General features: G+C 43.9%; 22 protein-coding genes. 12 read left to right on the top strand and 10 right to left on the bottom strand.

The features are described 5' to 3' along the window. Positions 1–65: 65 nt before the first annotated feature. From larD to LC20001_RS01280, 3 genes are all read right to left on the bottom strand, one after another. Positions 66–782, bottom strand: coding sequence for a D/L-lactic acid transporter LarD (gene larD, locus LC20001_RS01290; RefSeq protein WP_010011356.1), 717 nt, complete (start codon positions 780–782; stop codon positions 66–68). 329 nt (positions 783–1,111) lie between these two features. Next, positions 1,112–2,506, bottom strand: coding sequence for an FAD-binding oxidoreductase (locus tag LC20001_RS01285; RefSeq protein ID WP_010011355.1), 1,395 nt, complete (start codon positions 2,504–2,506; stop codon positions 1,112–1,114). A 123-nt stretch (positions 2,507–2,629) separates the two neighbouring features. Next, complete coding sequence (locus LC20001_RS01280; protein ID WP_010011354.1) at positions 2,630–3,700, bottom strand: permease; 1,071 nt, start codon at positions 3,698–3,700, stop codon at positions 2,630–2,632. A 175-nt stretch (positions 3,701–3,875) separates the two neighbouring features. On the opposite strand from LC20001_RS01280, the gene LC20001_RS01275 reads away from it, so the two are divergent. From LC20001_RS01275 to LC20001_RS01265, 3 genes are all read left to right on the top strand, one after another. Beyond that, on the top strand, positions 3,876–4,112 hold the full coding sequence (locus LC20001_RS01275; protein ID WP_003676859.1) for a hypothetical protein: 237 nt from the start codon (positions 3,876–3,878) through the stop codon (positions 4,110–4,112). A 113-nt stretch (positions 4,113–4,225) separates the two neighbouring features. Next, on the top strand, positions 4,226–4,996 hold the full coding sequence (locus LC20001_RS01270; protein WP_010011351.1) for a tyrosine-protein phosphatase: 771 nt from the start codon (positions 4,226–4,228) through the stop codon (positions 4,994–4,996). An 8-nt stretch (positions 4,997–5,004) separates the two neighbouring features. After that, a complete protein-coding gene (locus LC20001_RS01265; RefSeq protein ID WP_010011350.1) occupies positions 5,005–5,337 on the top strand; it encodes a hypothetical protein in 333 nt (110 codons plus the stop codon). 51 nt (positions 5,338–5,388) lie between these two features. Here the strand turns inward: LC20001_RS01265 and LC20001_RS01260 are convergent, their stop codons facing one another. Beyond that, on the bottom strand, positions 5,389–6,063 hold the full coding sequence (locus tag LC20001_RS01260) for a carbonic anhydrase family protein (protein ID WP_010011349.1): 675 nt from the start codon (positions 6,061–6,063) through the stop codon (positions 5,389–5,391). 18 nt (positions 6,064–6,081) lie between these two features. Continuing rightward, positions 6,082–6,939, bottom strand: a complete 858-nt coding sequence (locus LC20001_RS01255; RefSeq protein ID WP_010011348.1) for a glycosyltransferase family 2 protein — start codon at positions 6,937–6,939, stop codon at positions 6,082–6,084. 296 nt (positions 6,940–7,235) lie between these two features. Between LC20001_RS01255 and LC20001_RS01250 the strand changes: the two genes are divergently transcribed. Continuing rightward, a complete protein-coding gene (locus tag LC20001_RS01250; protein WP_010011347.1) occupies positions 7,236–8,546 on the top strand; it encodes an NCS2 family permease in 1,311 nt (436 codons plus the stop codon). 77 nt (positions 8,547–8,623) lie between these two features. Here the strand turns inward: LC20001_RS01250 and LC20001_RS01245 are convergent, their stop codons facing one another. The 3 genes from LC20001_RS01245 to LC20001_RS01235 form a co-directional block, all read right to left on the bottom strand. Beyond that, the gene (locus LC20001_RS01245) at positions 8,624–8,929 is read right to left on the bottom strand and encodes a hypothetical protein (protein WP_010011346.1); all 306 of its coding nucleotides are present in this window, start codon (positions 8,927–8,929) and stop codon (positions 8,624–8,626) included. Positions 8,930–9,077: 148 nt separating this feature from the next. Then, positions 9,078–9,266, bottom strand: a complete 189-nt coding sequence (locus LC20001_RS01240) for a hypothetical protein (RefSeq protein ID WP_010011344.1) — start codon at positions 9,264–9,266, stop codon at positions 9,078–9,080. A 195-nt stretch (positions 9,267–9,461) separates the two neighbouring features. Further along, on the bottom strand, positions 9,462–9,815 hold the full coding sequence (locus LC20001_RS01235; protein ID WP_010011343.1) for a DUF1827 family protein: 354 nt from the start codon (positions 9,813–9,815) through the stop codon (positions 9,462–9,464). Positions 9,816–10,001: 186 nt separating this feature from the next. Between LC20001_RS01235 and map the strand changes: the two genes are divergently transcribed. From map to LC20001_RS01220, 3 genes are all read left to right on the top strand, one after another. Continuing rightward, on the top strand, positions 10,002–10,793 hold the full coding sequence (gene map / locus LC20001_RS01230) for a type I methionyl aminopeptidase (RefSeq protein WP_003676869.1): 792 nt from the start codon (positions 10,002–10,004) through the stop codon (positions 10,791–10,793). 183 nt (positions 10,794–10,976) lie between these two features. Beyond that, positions 10,977–11,225: a hypothetical protein gene (locus LC20001_RS01225; RefSeq protein WP_010011342.1), complete on the top strand. Its 249-nt coding sequence runs from the start codon at positions 10,977–10,979 to the stop codon at positions 11,223–11,225. 40 nt (positions 11,226–11,265) lie between these two features. Next, positions 11,266–12,462, top strand: a complete 1,197-nt coding sequence (locus LC20001_RS01220) for a DUF2075 domain-containing protein (RefSeq protein ID WP_010011341.1) — start codon at positions 11,266–11,268, stop codon at positions 12,460–12,462. Between the two features lie 187 nt (positions 12,463–12,649). Here LC20001_RS01220 and LC20001_RS01215 read toward each other — a convergent pair whose 3' ends face one another. Further along, positions 12,650–12,985 carry a hypothetical protein gene (locus LC20001_RS01215; RefSeq protein ID WP_010011340.1) on the bottom strand — a complete coding sequence of 112 codons (336 nt, stop codon included), beginning with the start codon at positions 12,983–12,985 and terminating at the stop codon, positions 12,650–12,652. Between the two features lie 100 nt (positions 12,986–13,085). Beyond that, positions 13,086–13,331 (bottom strand): YdeI/OmpD-associated family protein, encoded by a 246-nt coding sequence (locus tag LC20001_RS01210; RefSeq protein ID WP_010011339.1) that lies wholly within the window; start codon positions 13,329–13,331, stop codon positions 13,086–13,088. 462 nt (positions 13,332–13,793) lie between these two features. Between LC20001_RS01210 and LC20001_RS01205 the strand changes: the two genes are divergently transcribed. From LC20001_RS01205 to LC20001_RS01185, 5 genes are all read left to right on the top strand, one after another. Then, positions 13,794–14,609 (top strand): ABC transporter ATP-binding protein, encoded by an 816-nt coding sequence (locus LC20001_RS01205; protein WP_010011338.1) that lies wholly within the window; start codon positions 13,794–13,796, stop codon positions 14,607–14,609. Further along, the gene (locus LC20001_RS01200; protein WP_010011337.1) at positions 14,606–15,586 is read left to right on the top strand and encodes a FecCD family ABC transporter permease; all 981 of its coding nucleotides are present in this window, start codon (positions 14,606–14,608) and stop codon (positions 15,584–15,586) included. Before LC20001_RS01205 ends, LC20001_RS01200 begins: the two co-directional genes overlap by 4 nt. Next, positions 15,583–16,584 (top strand): FecCD family ABC transporter permease, encoded by a 1,002-nt coding sequence (locus LC20001_RS01195; RefSeq protein WP_003676877.1) that lies wholly within the window; start codon positions 15,583–15,585, stop codon positions 16,582–16,584. Before LC20001_RS01200 ends, LC20001_RS01195 begins: the two co-directional genes overlap by 4 nt. Positions 16,585–16,639: 55 nt before the next feature. Beyond that, positions 16,640–17,569 (top strand): ABC transporter substrate-binding protein, encoded by a 930-nt coding sequence (locus tag LC20001_RS01190; protein WP_010011335.1) that lies wholly within the window; start codon positions 16,640–16,642, stop codon positions 17,567–17,569. A gap of 115 nt (positions 17,570–17,684) precedes the next feature. Then, complete coding sequence (locus LC20001_RS01185) at positions 17,685–18,548, top strand: ROK family protein (RefSeq protein ID WP_010011334.1); 864 nt, start codon at positions 17,685–17,687, stop codon at positions 18,546–18,548. The last annotated feature ends 16 nt before the right edge of the window (positions 18,549–18,564 follow it).

The raw sequence follows: 18,564 nt of genomic DNA, 5'->3' as shown, positions 1-18,564 counted from the left end.
CCCTCTTTTCTTACTAATTTAGCACAAAAAAAGCCTGCCCGCAGGCAGACTTTACAAACATCTAATTAACCAATACCGAAGAAAGCATGCATAAACAATGCTGCGCAGGCAGCACCAACAAATGGTGCAATACCTGGTACGATGATTCCGTACTGCCAATCGCTATTCGCTTTATTTTTAATTGGTAACAAAGCATGAGCGATCCGTGGGCCCATATCTCGCGCTAAGTTCATCGCGAAACCAGTTGGGCCACCTAAGCCCATACCAATTGCCCAAACTAACAAGCCAACACCAATCGGCACAATGCCTGGTGTTTTAACTTCAGAAATTGCCAAGATTCCCGAAATAAAGATAAATGTATCAAAGAATTCGACAAAGAAGTTACGGGGCAAGTTACGTACTGCTGGTGCTGTTGAGAACAAGTTACGAATCGTGATCGGTGAAACTTCCTCTTCAGAAGCCTTGAAATGGTCTGCGTACATTACCCAAACGATCATCGCACCGATAACACCACCGAGTACTTCGGCAACTGAATAAGGAATAAATACTGCCCAACTAAGGTTACCCAAGATACACTGTGCCAACACCATGGCTGGATTGATACAAACATCGCCAAAGATGAATAAGGCGATCGTGATCCCAAAACCCCAAGTTGTGATGGCAAAAATATGACCAGAACCACGATACTTAGTTCCTTTTAAAACTTCACTACAATGCACGCCAACACCAAAGATAATCATAAGTGCGGTACCCATAAACTCCGCTAATAAATGATGAACCAAAATTTTTCCTCCTGAATTTGGCGGCTGTGACCGGCATTTAGCTTGCCCAGCAACGTCGTTTTTGATGGCAAATTCAGACATTTTGGCAACAAAAAAGCAGCCGTGATTGCGACTGTCCCCTTAGCCTGTCGATATGTATAAGTGCTAGAAAAATTTATCAGGCTAAATATGGTGCTGTTTACCGCTTTGCATGAAAACCATCTGCATAACCATACCATAATTTAACGCTAGATAATAGATGATTCCGTTTTCATTAGCAAAATAATTTACAGTACGTAAAAAGAGCTCAGCATTCTCATGCCAAGCTCTCCTTATTAAGCATCGTTAATTTAATCGATTTTACGGCCAGGATTCAATAAGTTCATCGGGTCGAGTAACGCTTTGATCTGATGTTGTAGTTGATCAACATTTTCACCCAACTCTTCATTGTTCCATTGATTTTTCAATAAACCTACCGCGTGTTCACCAGAAATTGTGCCACCTAAGCGTAAAGCTTCACGGAACATTAATTGTAATGCTTGGGTCACTTTCTGCGGTACTTCAGTCTCTTCTTTTGGCCAAATTAAGGTTGGATGGACGTTACCGTCACCAGCATGCCCAGCAGTATAAATTTCAACATCCAAGTCTTGGGCGATCTTCGCAATGTAATCCATCATGTCAGCCAATTTAGATAACGGCACGGCCATATCTTCCATAACATGATTGCCGTTAGCAAATACCGCTGGCAACATATCTTGCCGTAATTTCAAAATTGCAGCCTGTTCATCTGGATCACTGGTTACACTTAAATGCTGTGCCGCAAACTGAGCGAGGATCTCCTCCACCTTTTTAAGGGCTTCTTCACCACCGTTGTCTAGCCGCAAGATCAATAGCGCACCCTTACCTTGAGCATAGTGTGTTCCTTCATAACGATCAAGCGCTTCAACGGTTGCTCCATCCAATGCTTCAAGCATTGCTGGGTAAACGCCAGAAGCACGAATTTCAGTCACTGCAGCAGCTAAAGTTTTCATATCATGGAAAAAGGCCATCCCCGTAATTGGTTGCCCTAATGGGATCGGCATTAATTTGACGGTCACTTCAGTAATGATACCCAGTGTACCTTCAGAACCAACGAATAACTGGGTCAGGTTATAACCGAAAGCTTGCTTTAAAGTCCGATGACCTAATGATAATTCGCGGCCGTCGGCTAAAACAACTTTGACCCCTAAAACATTATCACGAGTTGCGCCATATTTGACCGTACTCATCCCACCAGCATTAGTTGATACATTACCACCAATTGCAGATATTGGTTTAGAACCTGGGTCTGGTGCATAAAACATCCCGACTTTCCGAGCTGCATTATCTAGATCTTGGTTGATCACACCTGGTTGAACAACCGCAACTTGATCAGCACGACTAACATCGAGGATTTTATTCATCCGCCGAGTTGATAACATGAGACCATGTTCGATGCCATCGGAACCTGCTACTGTACTAGTTGCTGCTGCTTGTGGAATCACCGGTAAATGGAACTTGCGTGCTGCGCGCAAAACACCTTGAATGTCAGCTACATCAGCCACTTCTACGTAAGCCAATAGCTTACCAGAACCAGTCCCCATTCCGTATTTACCGGATTGGTGTTTATCCAATTCACTAGGTTCGAAAACAACCTCTGCATTTGGCGCTTGGGCGCGTAAGTAATCGATAATTTCTGTATCATCATAAGCTGGGAAAAAAGCCATTTTTAAAACTCCCTTTCGTATGTTAATAAAAAAGTGAAGTAATTCTATTAATGGTTTGATTATAATTCTTACAAAAAGTAAGCTCAAGTTTTAAGTCTTGCGATCCCTATAATTCAGAAATATTTAGAGAATAAAACTGCCCACTACACCAGCTACGATTCCCATAACCAATACGCCACCGCCAATAATAGCAAGATTTTTCCAACTGAAAACTGGTTTTAATAAAGTTAAAGAAACAATGCTGACCGCCGGTAACGTGATCAACAACGCTGCTGCCGGACCTGTTGTTAATCCTAGCGCCATCAACGCTTGAATAATCGGAATTTCCCCAGCAGTCGGGATAACAAACAACGTACCCACCACGGCAAACAGTAAAATAACCATCAAACCGCCATTTAACCCGTTATGAATTGCCGGAAATAAAACGCCTTGGAAAGTGCCTAAAATATAGACGATCACCACATATGCAGGAATACTTTCAACAATTAAACGTACCAACGCTTTAAGCCAACGTACAAGCAATATTTCATTGGATTCATCAATCGGATCAAACATTTTATTGTTCGGTACAGTTACATTTTTTTGTGCGCCGAATTTAGCAACCAAACTTGCGATTCCTAAAACCGTGACCAAACCAAAAATGATCCGAAAAATTGTGAAATTCCAACCTAAGACAAAGCCCATAAATACCAAGGTGGCTGGATTCAGTAACGGATTGGCTAAAAAGAAAGCAACGACACTATTACTGGAAGCCTGGGAACGTTTCATGCCAACAGCAACTGGTGCACTACAACAAGTACACATCATTGTGGGTACACCCATCAAAGCCGCCACAAACGAATCTTTAAATTGACTGCCACCTAAATAGCGCTTGATCCAACTGGTTGGAATCAGCACTTGAACTAACGAGCCAACTAATAAACCTAAAATAACCGCCTTCCAAACCGAAGTAAAATAAGCAACTGTGAATTGCCAACCGGCCTGCAACGATGGCCCGCTAGCCTTAGCCCCAATATCGGCGATAATAGCAGTTCCGATGGAGTGAGTTGCGCTAGCCCCTAGCGCTTTTTGCCAATATGGATACCATTTAACATAGACTAAACCACCAATTAAAACGACTAAAAATAATAGAATAAACAAGGCCTGACGTAGACTTTTATGATTGCTAGACACATTGTATTCAACATTTCGCATCCGGTGTCACCCCAATAATCAAATTTAAAGCGCTTTCTTTAAAGATATCACAATACACTCGGCTTTTAAACATAATTTTATTTTGTTAGTCTATTTTTTATTTAGTTGCCGTAAACTTGACCGACTATCAGGTAACGCTCATACTTAGATTAGACACGTATAGGGGATGATTTTGATGAACACAAACACAAATAACGCGATTCATCGCGGCTGGAATAAACGTATTGTCACCGGCAAAACATTAGCCGAATGTGACGAAAAATTAGTCAACTACTTAAATCAACAAGATTACGGTACTGGCGAATTTGTTGTCCTTCATGAAGACGATGGTAGCAACATCAACACTGGCTATAAATTGCCTGACGGTGATGTTTGCTACATCAGTTTCATGATCTACTCAGGACGTCTATAAGCTGCAAAAGTCTAGACAGAATTTTCTGTTTAGACTTTTTTTATAGGCTGAAAGAAACTATCATCTGGTGGTATAATCAAGCTAATATTAGTGCGAAGAAGGGAACGATTTTCATGCAACCACAACGGGTACTTGATTTGGAAGGCGGAATTAATTTTCGTGAACTTGGTGGTTATCCGACAACTGATGGGCGCAAGGTCAAATGGCAAAAAGTTTTGCGCGCCGGCGGCTTGGATGAATTGACACCGAGTGACATTGCCGCTTTAGGTAATTACGGCCTGCGCTATGATATTGATCTGCGCTCCGAACACGAAATGGCTTCTTTCCCCGACCGCTTACCAGCTGCCGCTAAAATGATTCCTGCACCGGTTTATCCATTTAGCGAGCGTGATTCCTTAAGCGGGCTGGATATTCATTTGCAAAACAAAAATTGGGCCATGTTCTCACAAATCTACCAACAAATGATTGCTGATCCACATCCACAACAGGCATGGCGAGCTATTTTTCAAGCGATGCTCGATGCCACCGGCGAGCATGAAAGCGTAGTGTTCCATTGCGCTGCCGGCAAAGATCGCACTGGTGTTGGCGCTATGCTAGTTTTAAGCGCGCTTAAAGTCGCGCCAGAAACCATCAAGCGCGATTATTTATTAACTAACCAAATTTTCGGTGCCGGTAATCGTAAGCGTATCGAACAAGTTGTTGCCCAAAATGAACACGAAGACTTAACTAATCGTATGAACCAAACCTTATCCGTCGAGGATGCCAATTTTGACGCAGTTTTTGCGACAATTGTAGCATTCGGCGGCATTGATCGTTATTTGATCAATCAATTAGGCTTTACAGCCGCAGATATCGCGACTTTACGCGCAAATTATTTAGAATGAGGTCAATTATGTCACCGAAAATGCATCAACTACAAAATCAACTTATTGCTGCTGCTCGCGAGTCGCCACTCTTGATTTTTGAAGCCACTAGTCGCAAGGATGGTACTAGTTTTCGCGAGATCTCTAATCGCCGCCGCTACAAAAATTTGACAAATATGTTGGCAACTAACTACGATTTTAAAATACTGGCTGATGAACTCCGCGTCACCGAAACAGTAGTCAACTGGGCGATTGCCGAAGCACGCTTACATGATGAGCCCGAAGATGTGACAAATAAACAAGCGTTTAAAGAGACAACTAACAATGTGCTACGCGAAAATGGCGTTGCCGAAAATAATTAATACTAAAAAGACTGACCAGTAAAAATTAACTGGTCAGTCTTTTTAACTTAATTAAAATTCGGTTTCTGTGTGTCCCTTACTGATGTCATAACCCATTACCGACCGCTGATTTAACGGTTGTCGTTCACGATTATTATCTTGTGGAAATAGTTCGCGATATTCGGTTAACTGCTCCGCCGATATGGTTAGTGGCTCAGCGGCCACAAACCATTCAACGCCTTCGGATAACGGTGGTGTGGTCAGTGAGCCGATATAACGGTAGATCAGCCCGCGGGTTGGTAACAATGAGGTCAATAAGATCGCCTCTGGTAACGGAATAGCTGTTTTCGGGATAAAAGCCGCTAACAATTGATTCAACTGCGGATTTTCTTTACCAATCACCGCGGTCACAGCTACTACTGCTTTTTGACCCAGTGCGTTTTCGTGGACAAAATGCCATTCCATCGCTGCTTGTTTGCCTTCGATCGTATGCTCGGCTGGTGCGTGAAAATGCAGTTGCACGAAGCGATAGTTGCGGTGATCAAATTTTGCAAAGCCAGTACCAGCCAACTGCATGTTATTTGCCTGGTCGCTAAGCGTTTCACCATAATAAGGCACTTGCCATTCGAACAAATCGGCAGCCTCGATCACATCGCTAGGTGCCATTGTCAGCGCAATTGGCGATTGTTGTTGACCACTAGTAAACGACCATGCTTTTTGTTGCGTGTAATCTAATCTTTCTACCATAAACAAACCATTCCCATCTTATTTTCTGGTCGGTTGATGCAAGCGGGCAACCAGATCGTGGCGAATCTGTTTGCGCCGGCGCGCTAATAGTCGGCTAAATTGTAACTCTGGGTGCTGACTCAACAGTTGCTGGATACGACTTAACGCCTGTAATTCCGCTGGCAGTGTTTGCGGTGTCCATTTATGGATCGCACTATTCTCACGCGTCACATAATGATATTGTGGTGTGGCTACATAATAAAAACGCTGCGTTTGTAGGACGTACGCGACATTAAATAATTGATCCTCTAATAGCGATATTTCCTCGTCAAAAACTAAATGTTGCTGCCGAATCACGTCCAGCCAATAACATTTATTCCACAAGAACCCCCGAATATCGCCACTAGGTTTAAGCACAGCAGCCAACATTTGGCGTTGCGTCAGCATCCGTTGCCTATCGTCACCTAACAACACCTTTAAACCGTTATGTTCCAACTTGGTGGTTTGCGCCTTAGTCGAATGATCACCATCTGTGGAATACCCACAAAGAGCCATATCAACTTGCGGCTGTGCCATCTGTTCCGCAAAACCAACTAGATAAGTTGGCTCACACCAATCATCACCGTCCACAAAACAAATGTAGTCCCCCTGTGCTTGCCGCAAGCCAACATTGCGTGCTGCCGAAACACCTTGATTAGCTGGTTGCCGCCACAGATGAAACCGCGAGTCCTTTTTAACCCAAGCTTGCATGATCGCCACAGAATCATCCGTCGAGCCATCATCGATCAGCCAAACATTGAAGCCCGTGTACGTCTGTGCTTGCAAACTCGCTAAACACTTATTCAAATACGCCGCTAAATTATAAACTGGCACGATCACTGTAAACCGTTTTGCCACGTTGCATTCACCTACCTAGTGACAGTATACCAAACCTTAGCGCCGTTGATGTATTTAGCGGATTCAGCAGTTCAAGCTACAACATTGTTCGTATAATCAATCTAAATCCACTAAAAATTCACACTTTTTCATCATTTAACTCATTTACGGCTAACATTACCGATTAAAATAAATAAATTATTAAGTTTTATATTGCAATAACGAACGTTATATAGTAATATTAGCTCGTAAGCAAGATAAACACGAACAATTTCTTGTGATCACTTATTAATTTTTACCATTAAGGGGCAATTATTGTGAAAGAAACTTTAGTGCGTTACTTTGATCTAAGCAATCTACATACAACCGTCCGGCGTGAAGTCTTGGCTGGCTTCACCACTTTTATTTCCATGGCTTATATTTTATTCGTCAACCCAACCGTCCTCGGCGCTGCCGGAATGAATAAAGGGGCTGTTTTCACAGCAACAGCTTTAGCCAGTGCTTTAGGCTGTATTCTGATGGGTGTTCTCGCTAAATATCCCATTGCCATCGCACCTGGATTAGGTGTTAATGCCTTCTTCACATACTCAGTTGTTATCGGTATGAAAATTCCTTGGGAAACAGCCTTAGCCGGCGTATTTGTGGCCTCATTGATTTTCATGTTGATCACGGTCTTAAAATTACGCGAAGCGATCATCAACGCAATTCCACGTAATTTAAAATTAGCCATCGCTGCTGGGATCGGTTTGTTTATTGCCTTTCTTGGCCTACATGACGGTGGCCTGATCGTCGCCAATAAATCAACTGTCGTCGGTCTCGGTTCATTTGGCGTTGGCACGACTTGGCTGACGATCTTCGGTTTGATCATCACCGCTATTTTAATGGTGCGTAAAGTGCCTGGCGCGATTTTTATCGGCATGGTCGCAACTGCGATTATCGGTTTGATCACAGGTTTGATTGCGGCACCAAGCGCCATTCTCGCCAGTGCACCTAGTATTAAATCCACTTTCCTCGTCGGTGCAATTCATATTAGTGATATTAATTCCTTGCAATTATTGGTAGTAGTGCTGACCTTCTTGCTGGTCACGTTCTTCGATACCGCCGGCACTTTGGTCGGCTTGGCTGAACAAGCAGGCTTCATGGTCAATAATAAAATGCCTCGTGTTGGCCGCGCATTGTTGGCTGACTCTAGCTCCATGTTAGTTGGCTCATTGCTAGGAACTTCACCAACATCGGCCTACGTTGAATCTTCGGCCGGCATCGCAGTTGGTGGCCGCTCCGGGTTAACCGCGGTGACAACTGGCTTACTTTTCATCGTCGGTTTGTTCTTCTCGCCATTATTAGCCGTTGTCACCAGCCAAGTCACTGCACCAGCTTTGATCATCGTTGGTGTTTTGATGGCACAATCGCTACGGGAAATCGAATGGGACAAATTAGAGGTTGCCATCCCCGCCTTCTTGATTGTCTTAGGGATGCCACTAACTTATAGTATTTCTGACGGGATTGCCTTAGGTTTCATCGTTTACCCAATCACCATGATCGCCGCTAAACGCGGTAAGGAAGTCCACCCGCTGATGTACGCATTGTTCTTTGTCTTTGTACTGTTCATTTGGATTTTGAATCAATAGCTAGTTTAGAATAAGGCGTGGTGCCAAGGAAATCGTATATCGATTTCTTTAGCACCACGCTTTTTAGTCGTTTAACCCTAACCAATATTCTGCGGATGCTGATCAACATCCGTATCCTCCACGGCAGTACAAACGATACTGTATTCAGTTCGCTCGTCTTCTGATCGCAGTTCATCATGCTTCCTGACCAAACGCTGTTTAGAATTCGTCTTTTTCAACGCATGCGTAATATCTTGCATATCTCGTTGAAAAGTACGTTTAGCATGATCATTACCATGATAGTAGGATTTCCACGTTGCAAACGTAATTATTTCACCATTCAGCATGCGTAGAACAAGATCAAGAATACGCTGATTGCTGGGGAACTTCTTTTCATCTGCCATCGCTCTACCTCCAAAGTTTATTCGTTGGTTAAAGTTTAGCAAACCCCAATGACACAGTTTGACATTAAAAAGCTACGCAAGAAAATATTCACGCAAGAACTTAAAAAGATTGCGCAGATAACCTTTTGCCCGATTATCTGCGCAATCTTTATTTGAATGGCCGGCGCGTGATTTGATTGTAGTTAACACTGAAAGTTGCCTGCGATTCCCCAGCTAGATGTACTTGCCAAGCGCTTTTTTCATCTGACTTGGTGACATCTAACTTCTCGATATAGGTGATCTGGTTCTCATTGATGTAGAAAACCTCGTTAGTCATCGTTTCAACTCTAAGCAGCATCCGTGTTCCTCCTCGTGTTTGGCTTAATTTAAGCCTAACAGCACTGCGCACGGAAATATAGAAATTGGCAGCACGGAAAAACAAGGCTCTATTTTAAGCCAATTAGTAGAAATATCGGATGTACCAAGCTTCAATCGATTATATAAAAACAGCGTCAATCCGCAATTGAAGTGCGATTGACGCTGTTACTTTTGTCTATTCTGCTGGATTAGGTGCTTCGATGATCACGATATCCTTCATTGAGCGGATTTTGTGGTGCCGCGCCGCTTCGATCTCATCTTTGCTGAAGCGTGTGGTTTCGCTGATAGGTTGCCCCGGTAACAGCCGCTCGCAGACAAATTTAATTTCATCTTCGCGGATGCGGCGATTGCTGTTGGTCAGGATCACATCTAAATGGTCAAAATTATCGACGTAGTGGACGCTGGTGTTACCTAGCGAATACTTGCGAAAATAGCGGATCGCCGAATCACCATAGAGGTACGCGATCGTATTAGGGATCATTTTACGTAAGCTAGCATTAACTTTAACTGGTACTTCGATCAATTTCATAATGTGTCCTCCTATTATTGAATAATAAGCACTAACGCTTGGTTAATTTTTATTTTAAGGAAAAAATGGCAAAATTACCAGCAATTTAATCCACGGTAGCGCTTGATCTCATTATACAGCCAAGTGCTGTTATTTTTACGAAAAAAGTTTACAATGATAGAGATTACTATTATGGAGGCTACTATTTTGATTACATTAAAATCAGCACGTGAAATTGAGGGTATGCGCAAGTCAGGCGCTGTTTTAGCTGGTGTTCATTTGGGCCTACGCGACTTGATCAAACCGGGGCTATCGACTTGGGAAATTGAAAAATTTTCGCGCCAATATATCGAATCACACGGCGCTACTGCCTCAGAAATCGGTTTTGATGGCTACAAATACGCCACTTGTGTCAGCGTCAACGATGAAGTTGCCCATGGTATCCCACGGCGCGGCTTAGACTTAAAAAACGGCGATATCGTTAAAGTCGATATGTGCGTTAATCTTGATGGCTACGAAAGTGATTCTTGCTGGACCTATGCGGTTGGTGAAATCTCACCAGAAAATCAACGCCTAATGGAAGTTACTAAAAAAGCTCTATATTTAGGTATTGATCAAGCAGTGATCGGCAATCGGATCGGTGATATTGGCCATGCGATCCAACAATATACTGAAGTTGAAAATAATTACGGTGATGTCCGCGAATTGATTGGTCACGGTATCCAACCTACGATCCACGAAGATCCTAGCGTGCCTCATTATGGTGAAGCCGGTAAAGGGCTACGTTTACGCGAAGGGATGACGATCACCATCGAACCGATGATCACGCGTGGCACTTGGCATTTAACGACCCGGATGACACCGCGAGATAACTGGGAATATTACGTCACCGAAGACGGTTCAATGGCGGCACAATATGAACACACCTTGGCGATCACCAAAGACGGTCCAAAAATTCTAACGTCCCAAGATCCTGAATTTGACGCTAAATATCTATAGTTTTTAAGCTGCACTGGCATTGCGATGCTGGTGCTTTTTTTGTACACTGATTCTTATGGGGTTACGGACATATTGGGTAAATCACGCGCCGAGAAACTTAGCTCATTCTTAGTGGAAATAGCTTGACAAAACAGAACGTATGTTTGTATGATGGAGCTATCACTTGGAAAGAAGTTGAGCCTTATGCCGATTACCGACACTCATATTGAAGCTATTCCGATCACTACCGATACATATATCGTGCTTCACCCCGAAGCCAGCTACGATCTTGAAGTTCGCCGCCAGCAGGCCGACACTAGTTACACGATTGGAAAAATGAATTACAAGTATCATCACGATACCTTTGCTTCTTTCGTGTTCAAAATCTTCCCAGAAATTACGTTACTCGATATACACAACTTACAAAAAGCAATCAATCATTATATTCCCTAGATTCTGTGCTGAGTGAGTCGCAGAAAGCAGGCTGAATTCATTGCTAGAAAATACCGCTACAACCAAGTTAGCTCCAGAAACAAAATTATCCGCGCAGCAACAAGCGCTAAAGCAACGAGTACTCCAGTTTTGCACTCAGCAGTTAACTACACCGCAAACAGGTTTATTTGTGATTGAAGGCGCTGCTGGTACCGGCAAAAGTGTGGTCCTCAACTCATTAATGAATAGCCTTCAGCAGGCCCGCAATGACGCTGCCAGCCCTTTTTACCAGACCAATAACTATTTGTTAGTCAACCATCCCGAAATGCTGAAAACTTACAAGCAAATTGCGGCTGACCAACCAAATTTGCGTAAAAAGGACTTTATGAAGCCAACACCATTCATCAACCAAATGACCAAACATGCGACGCACGCGGACATTGCTTTAGTTGATGAAGCCCACTTATTGTTGACTAAAAGCGACCGCTACAATCGTTTTAATCAGGAAAATCAACTGACCGAGATCTGCAAACATAGCCGCGTTGTTATTTTAGTTTTCGACACCCACCAAGTTTTAAAAATAAAAAGCTACTGGGATCAGACTAAATTAGCGACATTATTAGCTGAACAGCCCCACGAAATTTTTCATTTAACACAACAATTCCGCGTGTGCGCCCAACCAACAACACAACAGTGGTTAACTGCATTAGGCACACAAGGTCAACTATTGCCACGACCAACTGATCCTAGTTTTGATTTACGGATCTTCGCTGATGCCAGTCAAATGTACCAGCAGTTGCGCCAACGTGATCACGAATATGGCCTTTCGCGGCTCGTCGCCACAGCCGACTTTCCTTACAAGCTCGATGGCCAGACCTATTACGTGACCGCGCCAGGTTTTCAGTTGCCTTGGGATAAGAACATGGACCCAAATATCACTTGGGCAGAGCGCCCGGAAACCTTAAATGAAGTCGGCTCAATCTATACGGTTCAAGGCTTTGACCTTAACTATGTTGGTGTTATTTTGGGTCCATCAGTCACTTATGACGCCACAACCAACCGACTAAAATTATTACCCGATAAATACCAAGACCACGAAGCCTTTAAACGCCGCGCTGATCTCACCGCGCAACAAGCTTTACAAGTCAAACAGCAAATCATTCTTAATTCGATCAACGTTTTATTGCAACGCGGCCGCTACGGCTTGTACCTTTATGCCACTGATCCACAGTTGCGCGCACAATTGTTGGCACTGTAATTGCTTAAATTTACTATGTAGAAAAAAGCGTCAATCCTAATTAAACAACAAAAGCAGCCAATCTGAGAACTATTTTTCGGGTTGACTGCCTTTTTTGTTCTAATTCATTAAATCTTAGAATTAAAGCTAGAAGCAAAAACAGCGCTACTGATTTCATTTCGCATCATTGTTTAAACATTTGAACTACTCAAATTAGGTCTTGCTTATTTAAGCAATTTTTTAATTCAGCAATATTTTGCTCACGACGACGTTTAGTGCGGATGATTGAAGTAACACTACCACTAACTAAGACTAACGTCGTAACGATCAACATCCATAAATGATCAGCAGAACTGGTGACCGGTAAATCAGGCGTGATGCCGTCATATTTGACGAACACATCGATACCAATTTCATCTTTTGTGGTTATGTCCGGCACCGTATAATCAGTTGCTGAGCTGTCAGAATTAAACGCTGCAGTGAATGTTTTCCCTAAAGGTCCATCGAGTGTCCCACCATTAGTACTATCTACGGTGCACCACATCTGTATTAGTCTAGTATCGCCAACTATTTGGCCCATCATTTAGGCCTGGCATACTTTAAAACAAAAAACGAGCCAGCATTTGCCAACTCGTTTTGGATAATTATTTAGCTCGCTGACCGTAGCCGCGTTTTGATTTATAGCCAGCATCTAGGATCATGCGCATGTCGTCAATATGGCGTTGCTTAGTTGCCTCAGCCTTGGCGCCAAAAACATAACGTGCCCATTCCCGCTGGTAACCCGGCGTTAATTCGTCAAAGAACTTTTTAGTTGCTGGTGTATCGCTTAGTAACTCACTTACCTTTGGAATATCGACTTCATAATCAGCGAGCGTTTTCTTTTCTACCATTGTATCTACTCCGATCTCGTTCTTTTTTTAACGTTGCCGCAACTCAGGACCAGCTTCAGCCATGACCAGCTTGGTTGCCACTAATTTCCTGTTCATTAGCATAGCAGATAGCGGTAAAAGTGAAAAGCCTCTGAGGATGAATAAGAATTATTTAATCCTTATTCTAATTGAGAACTTTTTTCATTTAGCCTAGCCAGCCGCCGTTTCTTCTGCTAAAATGAATAGCTAAACAGATGCATTTTAATCAATTCTTAATCTTAAACTAATTTAGCTCATCATTATCTAAAAGTCTTCCTATTCTCGTTTAAAATGAAGCGCTTTTTCGTTAGACTGGAATTATACTTTCTGCGGTAACTACCGCTGCGTTGTTTAGAGAATAAGCTTCAAAAACGAGCACCAGAACAGCAACTAAAATTGATCAGTGTATTCTCACCTCAATCTAAAATAAGGAGGGAACGTCCTATGACGCAACTTGAAGGGCACGACTTATGCATCGGTTATCCGAATCATATGATCATCGAGCATTTAAATATAAAATTTCCGGACCACCAGATCATTGGACTAATTGGCCCCAATGGCAGTGGCAAATCAACCTTGCTTAATGTACTTTCCGGTTTTCGGCAACCTGCTGCGGGTACCGTAGTTTTAAACGGCAAACCACTCACCGATTACCGACCAAAATTACGAGCACAAAATATCGCCAGTCTGCCGCAAAATCCGCAAGCTCCAGAAGACACGTTGGTACGCGATTTAGTCGCTTATGGCCGTTTTGCTTACCAAAAACCATTACACGGTCTGCAGGCCGAAGACGAAGCAGCAATCAAACAAGCGCTTATCGCCGCTAATCTTGAGGGCTTGGCTAAATGGCGGCTGTCCAATCTCTCTGGCGGGCAGCGGCAGCGCGCCTTTATCGCAATGACGTTAGCCCAAAATAGCGACATTCTACTATTAGATGAGCCCACCACTTATCTCGATCTGACCCACCAGTTAGAAATTTTGAAATTACTGCAGCAACTTAATCAGACGCAACACAAAACGATTATTATCGTACTCCACGATTTAAATCAAGCGGCTCGCTTTTGCGATTTTTTGGTCTGCTTGAAAGCCGGCCAAGTTATGTACCAAGGTCGGCCCGATCAAATTTTCACCTCACGCATGTTAGCTAAAGTCTTTCAGATCGACGCAACGGTGGCGGCTGAACCCCGATTACACTGTCCAATGATCACAAGTTATGATACCTTTGATCCTTTGGCAGCGCCTGCGGGGGCGCGACAATGACACAACGGACACGGCAAATTTATCTTATTTTGATTATTTTACTGATTGGTGGCTTCATTATTAATCTTTGTAGCGGCCCGACTTGGTTCAGCCCATTGACCTTGGTCCACCCTAAAGCCGGCTTACAAACACAAACGATTTTATCAGTGCGTTTACCGCGAGCAATCACTAGCGTACTAGTCGGTGCAGAACTCGCGGTAGCAGGCCAACTGCTCCAAACGATTTCGCGTAACCCAATCGCCGATCCAGCCATTCTTGGGGTCAACAGTGGCGCTAACTTAGCTTTAATTGTCGGTACTGTGCTGGGAATCCCCTTTACCATCGGTGCCCGCTTTGGGCTCGCCTTATTTGGCGCATTGATCGCCTTTTGTGTCGTACTGGGGTTATCGATGACCCGTAACGGTATGCAGCCACTGCGCTTGATTCTCGGTGGCAGTATTTTTTCTGGCTTTTTAGTTAGTGTGGCTTATGCCGTCAGTTTGCTGACCCAAACCACCGCCCAGTACCGCACTTTATTGGTTGGCGGTTTCTCTGGGATCACCTATGATTCAGTCTGGTTGCTGGCCGTGATTTTATTAGTGTTATTAGTCGTGATATTTTATCTGCGTGATTCGCTGACGATCTTAACTTTAAATGATCAACTAGCCCAAAGCCTTGGTAGCAAACGCAATGGCACCCGTATTTTAGCTTCCCTGATGATCGTATTAGCGGCTGGTGGCTGTGTCGCGGTAGCCGGTAACATCGCCTTCGTCGGCTTAGGCATCCCGCAATGTATCGCCATTCTTAGCGGTCATCGCTTTAAACAAACTGTCGGTCAAGTATTGCTGGCCGGTGGCGCCTTTCTCAGTTTCGGTGATGCGCTGGCGAAATCAGCGCGCCCACCGTTTGAACTACCCTTAGGCGCCTTAAGCGCAATTCTCGGTGGCCTATTCTTATTCGCCTTTCTCTGGCGTAAACAGGGGGCGCTGACAACATGAAAAAGCGATTTCGCATTACTTGCGCCTCGTTCAGCCTATTATTTATCGGTTTAGTTATTTTCCAGCTGACCCACGGCAGCATTCACCTGACTTGGTCTGAAATCGGCCAAGTCCTTACCGGCCATGGCAGCGCACAAGCCGATTTAGTTCTATTACAATTTCGTCTACCGCAGATCGCACTCAGCTTGATCTGCGGCATCTGTCTAAGTTTAAGTGGTGCGATCTTGCAACTGGTAACCGAAAATCCGTTGGCCGACACTAGTATTATGGGGATCAATTCTGGAGCCAGCTTAGGCGCGGTAACTTTTCTGGCGATCAGTAATTTACATATTCCGCTCAGTCAAACTTACGGTCTGCCGCTATTTGCCGTTTTAGGTAGCTTAGTGGGTGCTTGTATTGTTTTCGTTCAACGACGCTTGCAGCAACCCTTACAACTTTTATTGTTAGGGATCGCCAGTGGAACTTTATTAAACGGCATCATTCTATTAATTGAGCTGCAATTAAATCAGTTTGATTTCGATAAACTGATCGTCTGGATCAGCGGCGATTTTTGGAACCAAGATTGGTCCTACATTGCCGTGCTAAGTATTGGTCTGCTGATCCTGTTACCCCTGACTATACGCGGTTTATGGGCCAGCGACCTGTTGACATTAGGTCAGCAAGCTGCCAGCGGGTTAGGCTTAGGCGTCGCTGGTAAGCGGCAAGTGTTACTACTGCTAGCCGTTTTATTAGCCGGTTTGGCCGTTGCTGGTGGTGGCGCGATCAGTTTTGTCGGCTTAATGGCACCACATATTGCCCGCCGCTTAGTCGGCAATCACGGCCGCTTTTATTTACCGGTTACAGCATTAGTCGGGGTCAACTTGATCTTGTTCGCGGCAGTCGTGGCAGAAAATATTTTTGCACCAAGTCAGTTACCAGTAGGATTGGTCGTGGCAGTCATCACCATGCCATACTTCATTTATTTATTGCTACACCAGTCCGATCGGGAAACAATCTAAATTTTAGCCATATTGCTTGTGGCATTTTTCTACAGAAATAGAGGGAGACTTTATTATGTCAAAGAAATTCCAGCGTTTTGTCAGTGTTTTGCTGGCTGCATTCGCTTTACTTGTTATCTTTTTACCACGTCCAGTTGTGGCTGCGGACACACACGCTTTTAAAGCGGCCAACGGGACGATTCAAGTCCCTAACCATCCTAAACGCGTTGTTGCTGGCCTTTATTTAGGTCAAGTGATGGCATTAGGCGTTAATGTGGTTGGTTCAACAAAGTTAGAGATGGCCAATCCTTACTTAGATCAAGCTAAGATCAAAAGTATGACCGATGTCGGCACACCGATGAGCGCCGAAGCTGTTTTGAAACTAAAGCCTGATTTGATCATCACTAATAACGAAAGCGACACTAAGAAAATGGAAAAAATTGCCCCAACCGTGCAAATTCCTTATCAAAAAACGCAGCAATTCACCAGCTCAATGAACTATTTTGCGAAGTTATTAAATCGGCCTAAACAAGCCAAAGCCTTCAAAAAATCCTTCAACACCGCAGCGAAAAAGCAGATCAAGCGGTTAAATGCGGCGAAGATCAGCCGTAAGAGTACGTTTGGTGTTTATGAGATGCAAAGTAACAAGCTCTACGCTTATGGCTCTGGCTTTAGTCGTGGCGCCCAAGCAATGCTGGCACTAGGCTTCAAACTATCCAAACCATTGCAAAAAGTTGATTCCGGTGCTGGATTCAAAGAAATATCCGTTGAATCCTTGCCTAAATACCAAGCCCATTATATGTTCGTTACCACATCCAGTACTAAGGGGCAGAAGGATCCAGTGTTAGTAGCGATGAAGAAAAACCCAATTTGGAAATCATTGGCTGCCGTCAAAGCCAACCGAGTCATCGAGTTGCCATTTAATAAAATGTACTACTATGATCCATACGCAACGCGCGCACAGTTGAAAATCGTGACTGATGCGCTGATCAAAGCAGATAAGTAGAAATAAGTAACGCCGCTTCTGTTTAAATTGAACAGAAACGGCGTTTTTTTGATTCTTGGGATAATAGATTAAGGTATAATTAATGAAAACGTTCTAATAATAAGGGGTGTTCATAATGGCTTTAGGCTTGATCGACATCGGTGGTACCACTATTAAATTAGGTATTTGGCAGGAACAACAAATTATAGCTAAATCTAGCCAGCCAACACCAGATAATTTGGCTGATTTTTACATGCTACTCACTCAATGGGTACAACAAATGCGGCAGCAATTTGATTTAACCGGCATTGGTATCAGCTCTCCAGGCGCAGTTGATCAGCCGGCCGGCATTATCCGTGGAGCCAGCGCCATCTCCTATATTCACAACTTCAAAATTGTGCCCGAACTTGAGCAGCGCTTTGGTCTGCCCGTCGCTATCGAAAACGATGCAAACTGTGCCGCCCTTGCCGAAGTTACAGCCGGTATCGCGCAAGGTCTGCAAGATGTCGTCTTTTTGGTCATCGGCACTGGTGTTGGTGGTGCTATTATCATTAACGGTCAAGTCCGCCACGGACAACATTTGCTAGGTGGCGAATTCGGTTATATGCTAACAACGGACACCGCCACGGTTAGTGAAGCCGGTACCGCCGTTAAAATGGCGCAATACTACAATCAAAGCCACCACACAACACTAACTGGTCAGGAAATTTTTGATCTGGCGGGCACCGGTGACAAAGACGCGCAACAAGCATTACAACAGCTCTACCACGTACTAGCCAAAACGATTTTTAATCTACAATACAGTATCGATCCACAATGCTTCGTTATAGGCGGTGGTATCTCCGCCAATCCAGCGCTGTTACCTGGCATTGAGAAGGCAGTCGATCAGATCATGAATCAAGTTTCAATCGCCACCGTGCGCCCTGACGTCCGTTTGTGCCAGTTCCGTGCTGAAGCCAACTTACGTGGGGCGGCGGTGAATTATTGGCAACAACGCTGAAAAAAGGCACTACTTC

Origin of the sequence: Loigolactobacillus coryniformis subsp. coryniformis KCTC 3167 = DSM 20001, from assembly GCF_002706425.1 — a bacterium.
Lineage (GTDB): Bacteria > Bacillota > Bacilli > Lactobacillales > Lactobacillaceae > Loigolactobacillus > Loigolactobacillus coryniformis.
Note: the sequence above shows the minus strand (reverse complement) of the source record. Positions and strands in the feature narration are given on the sequence as shown.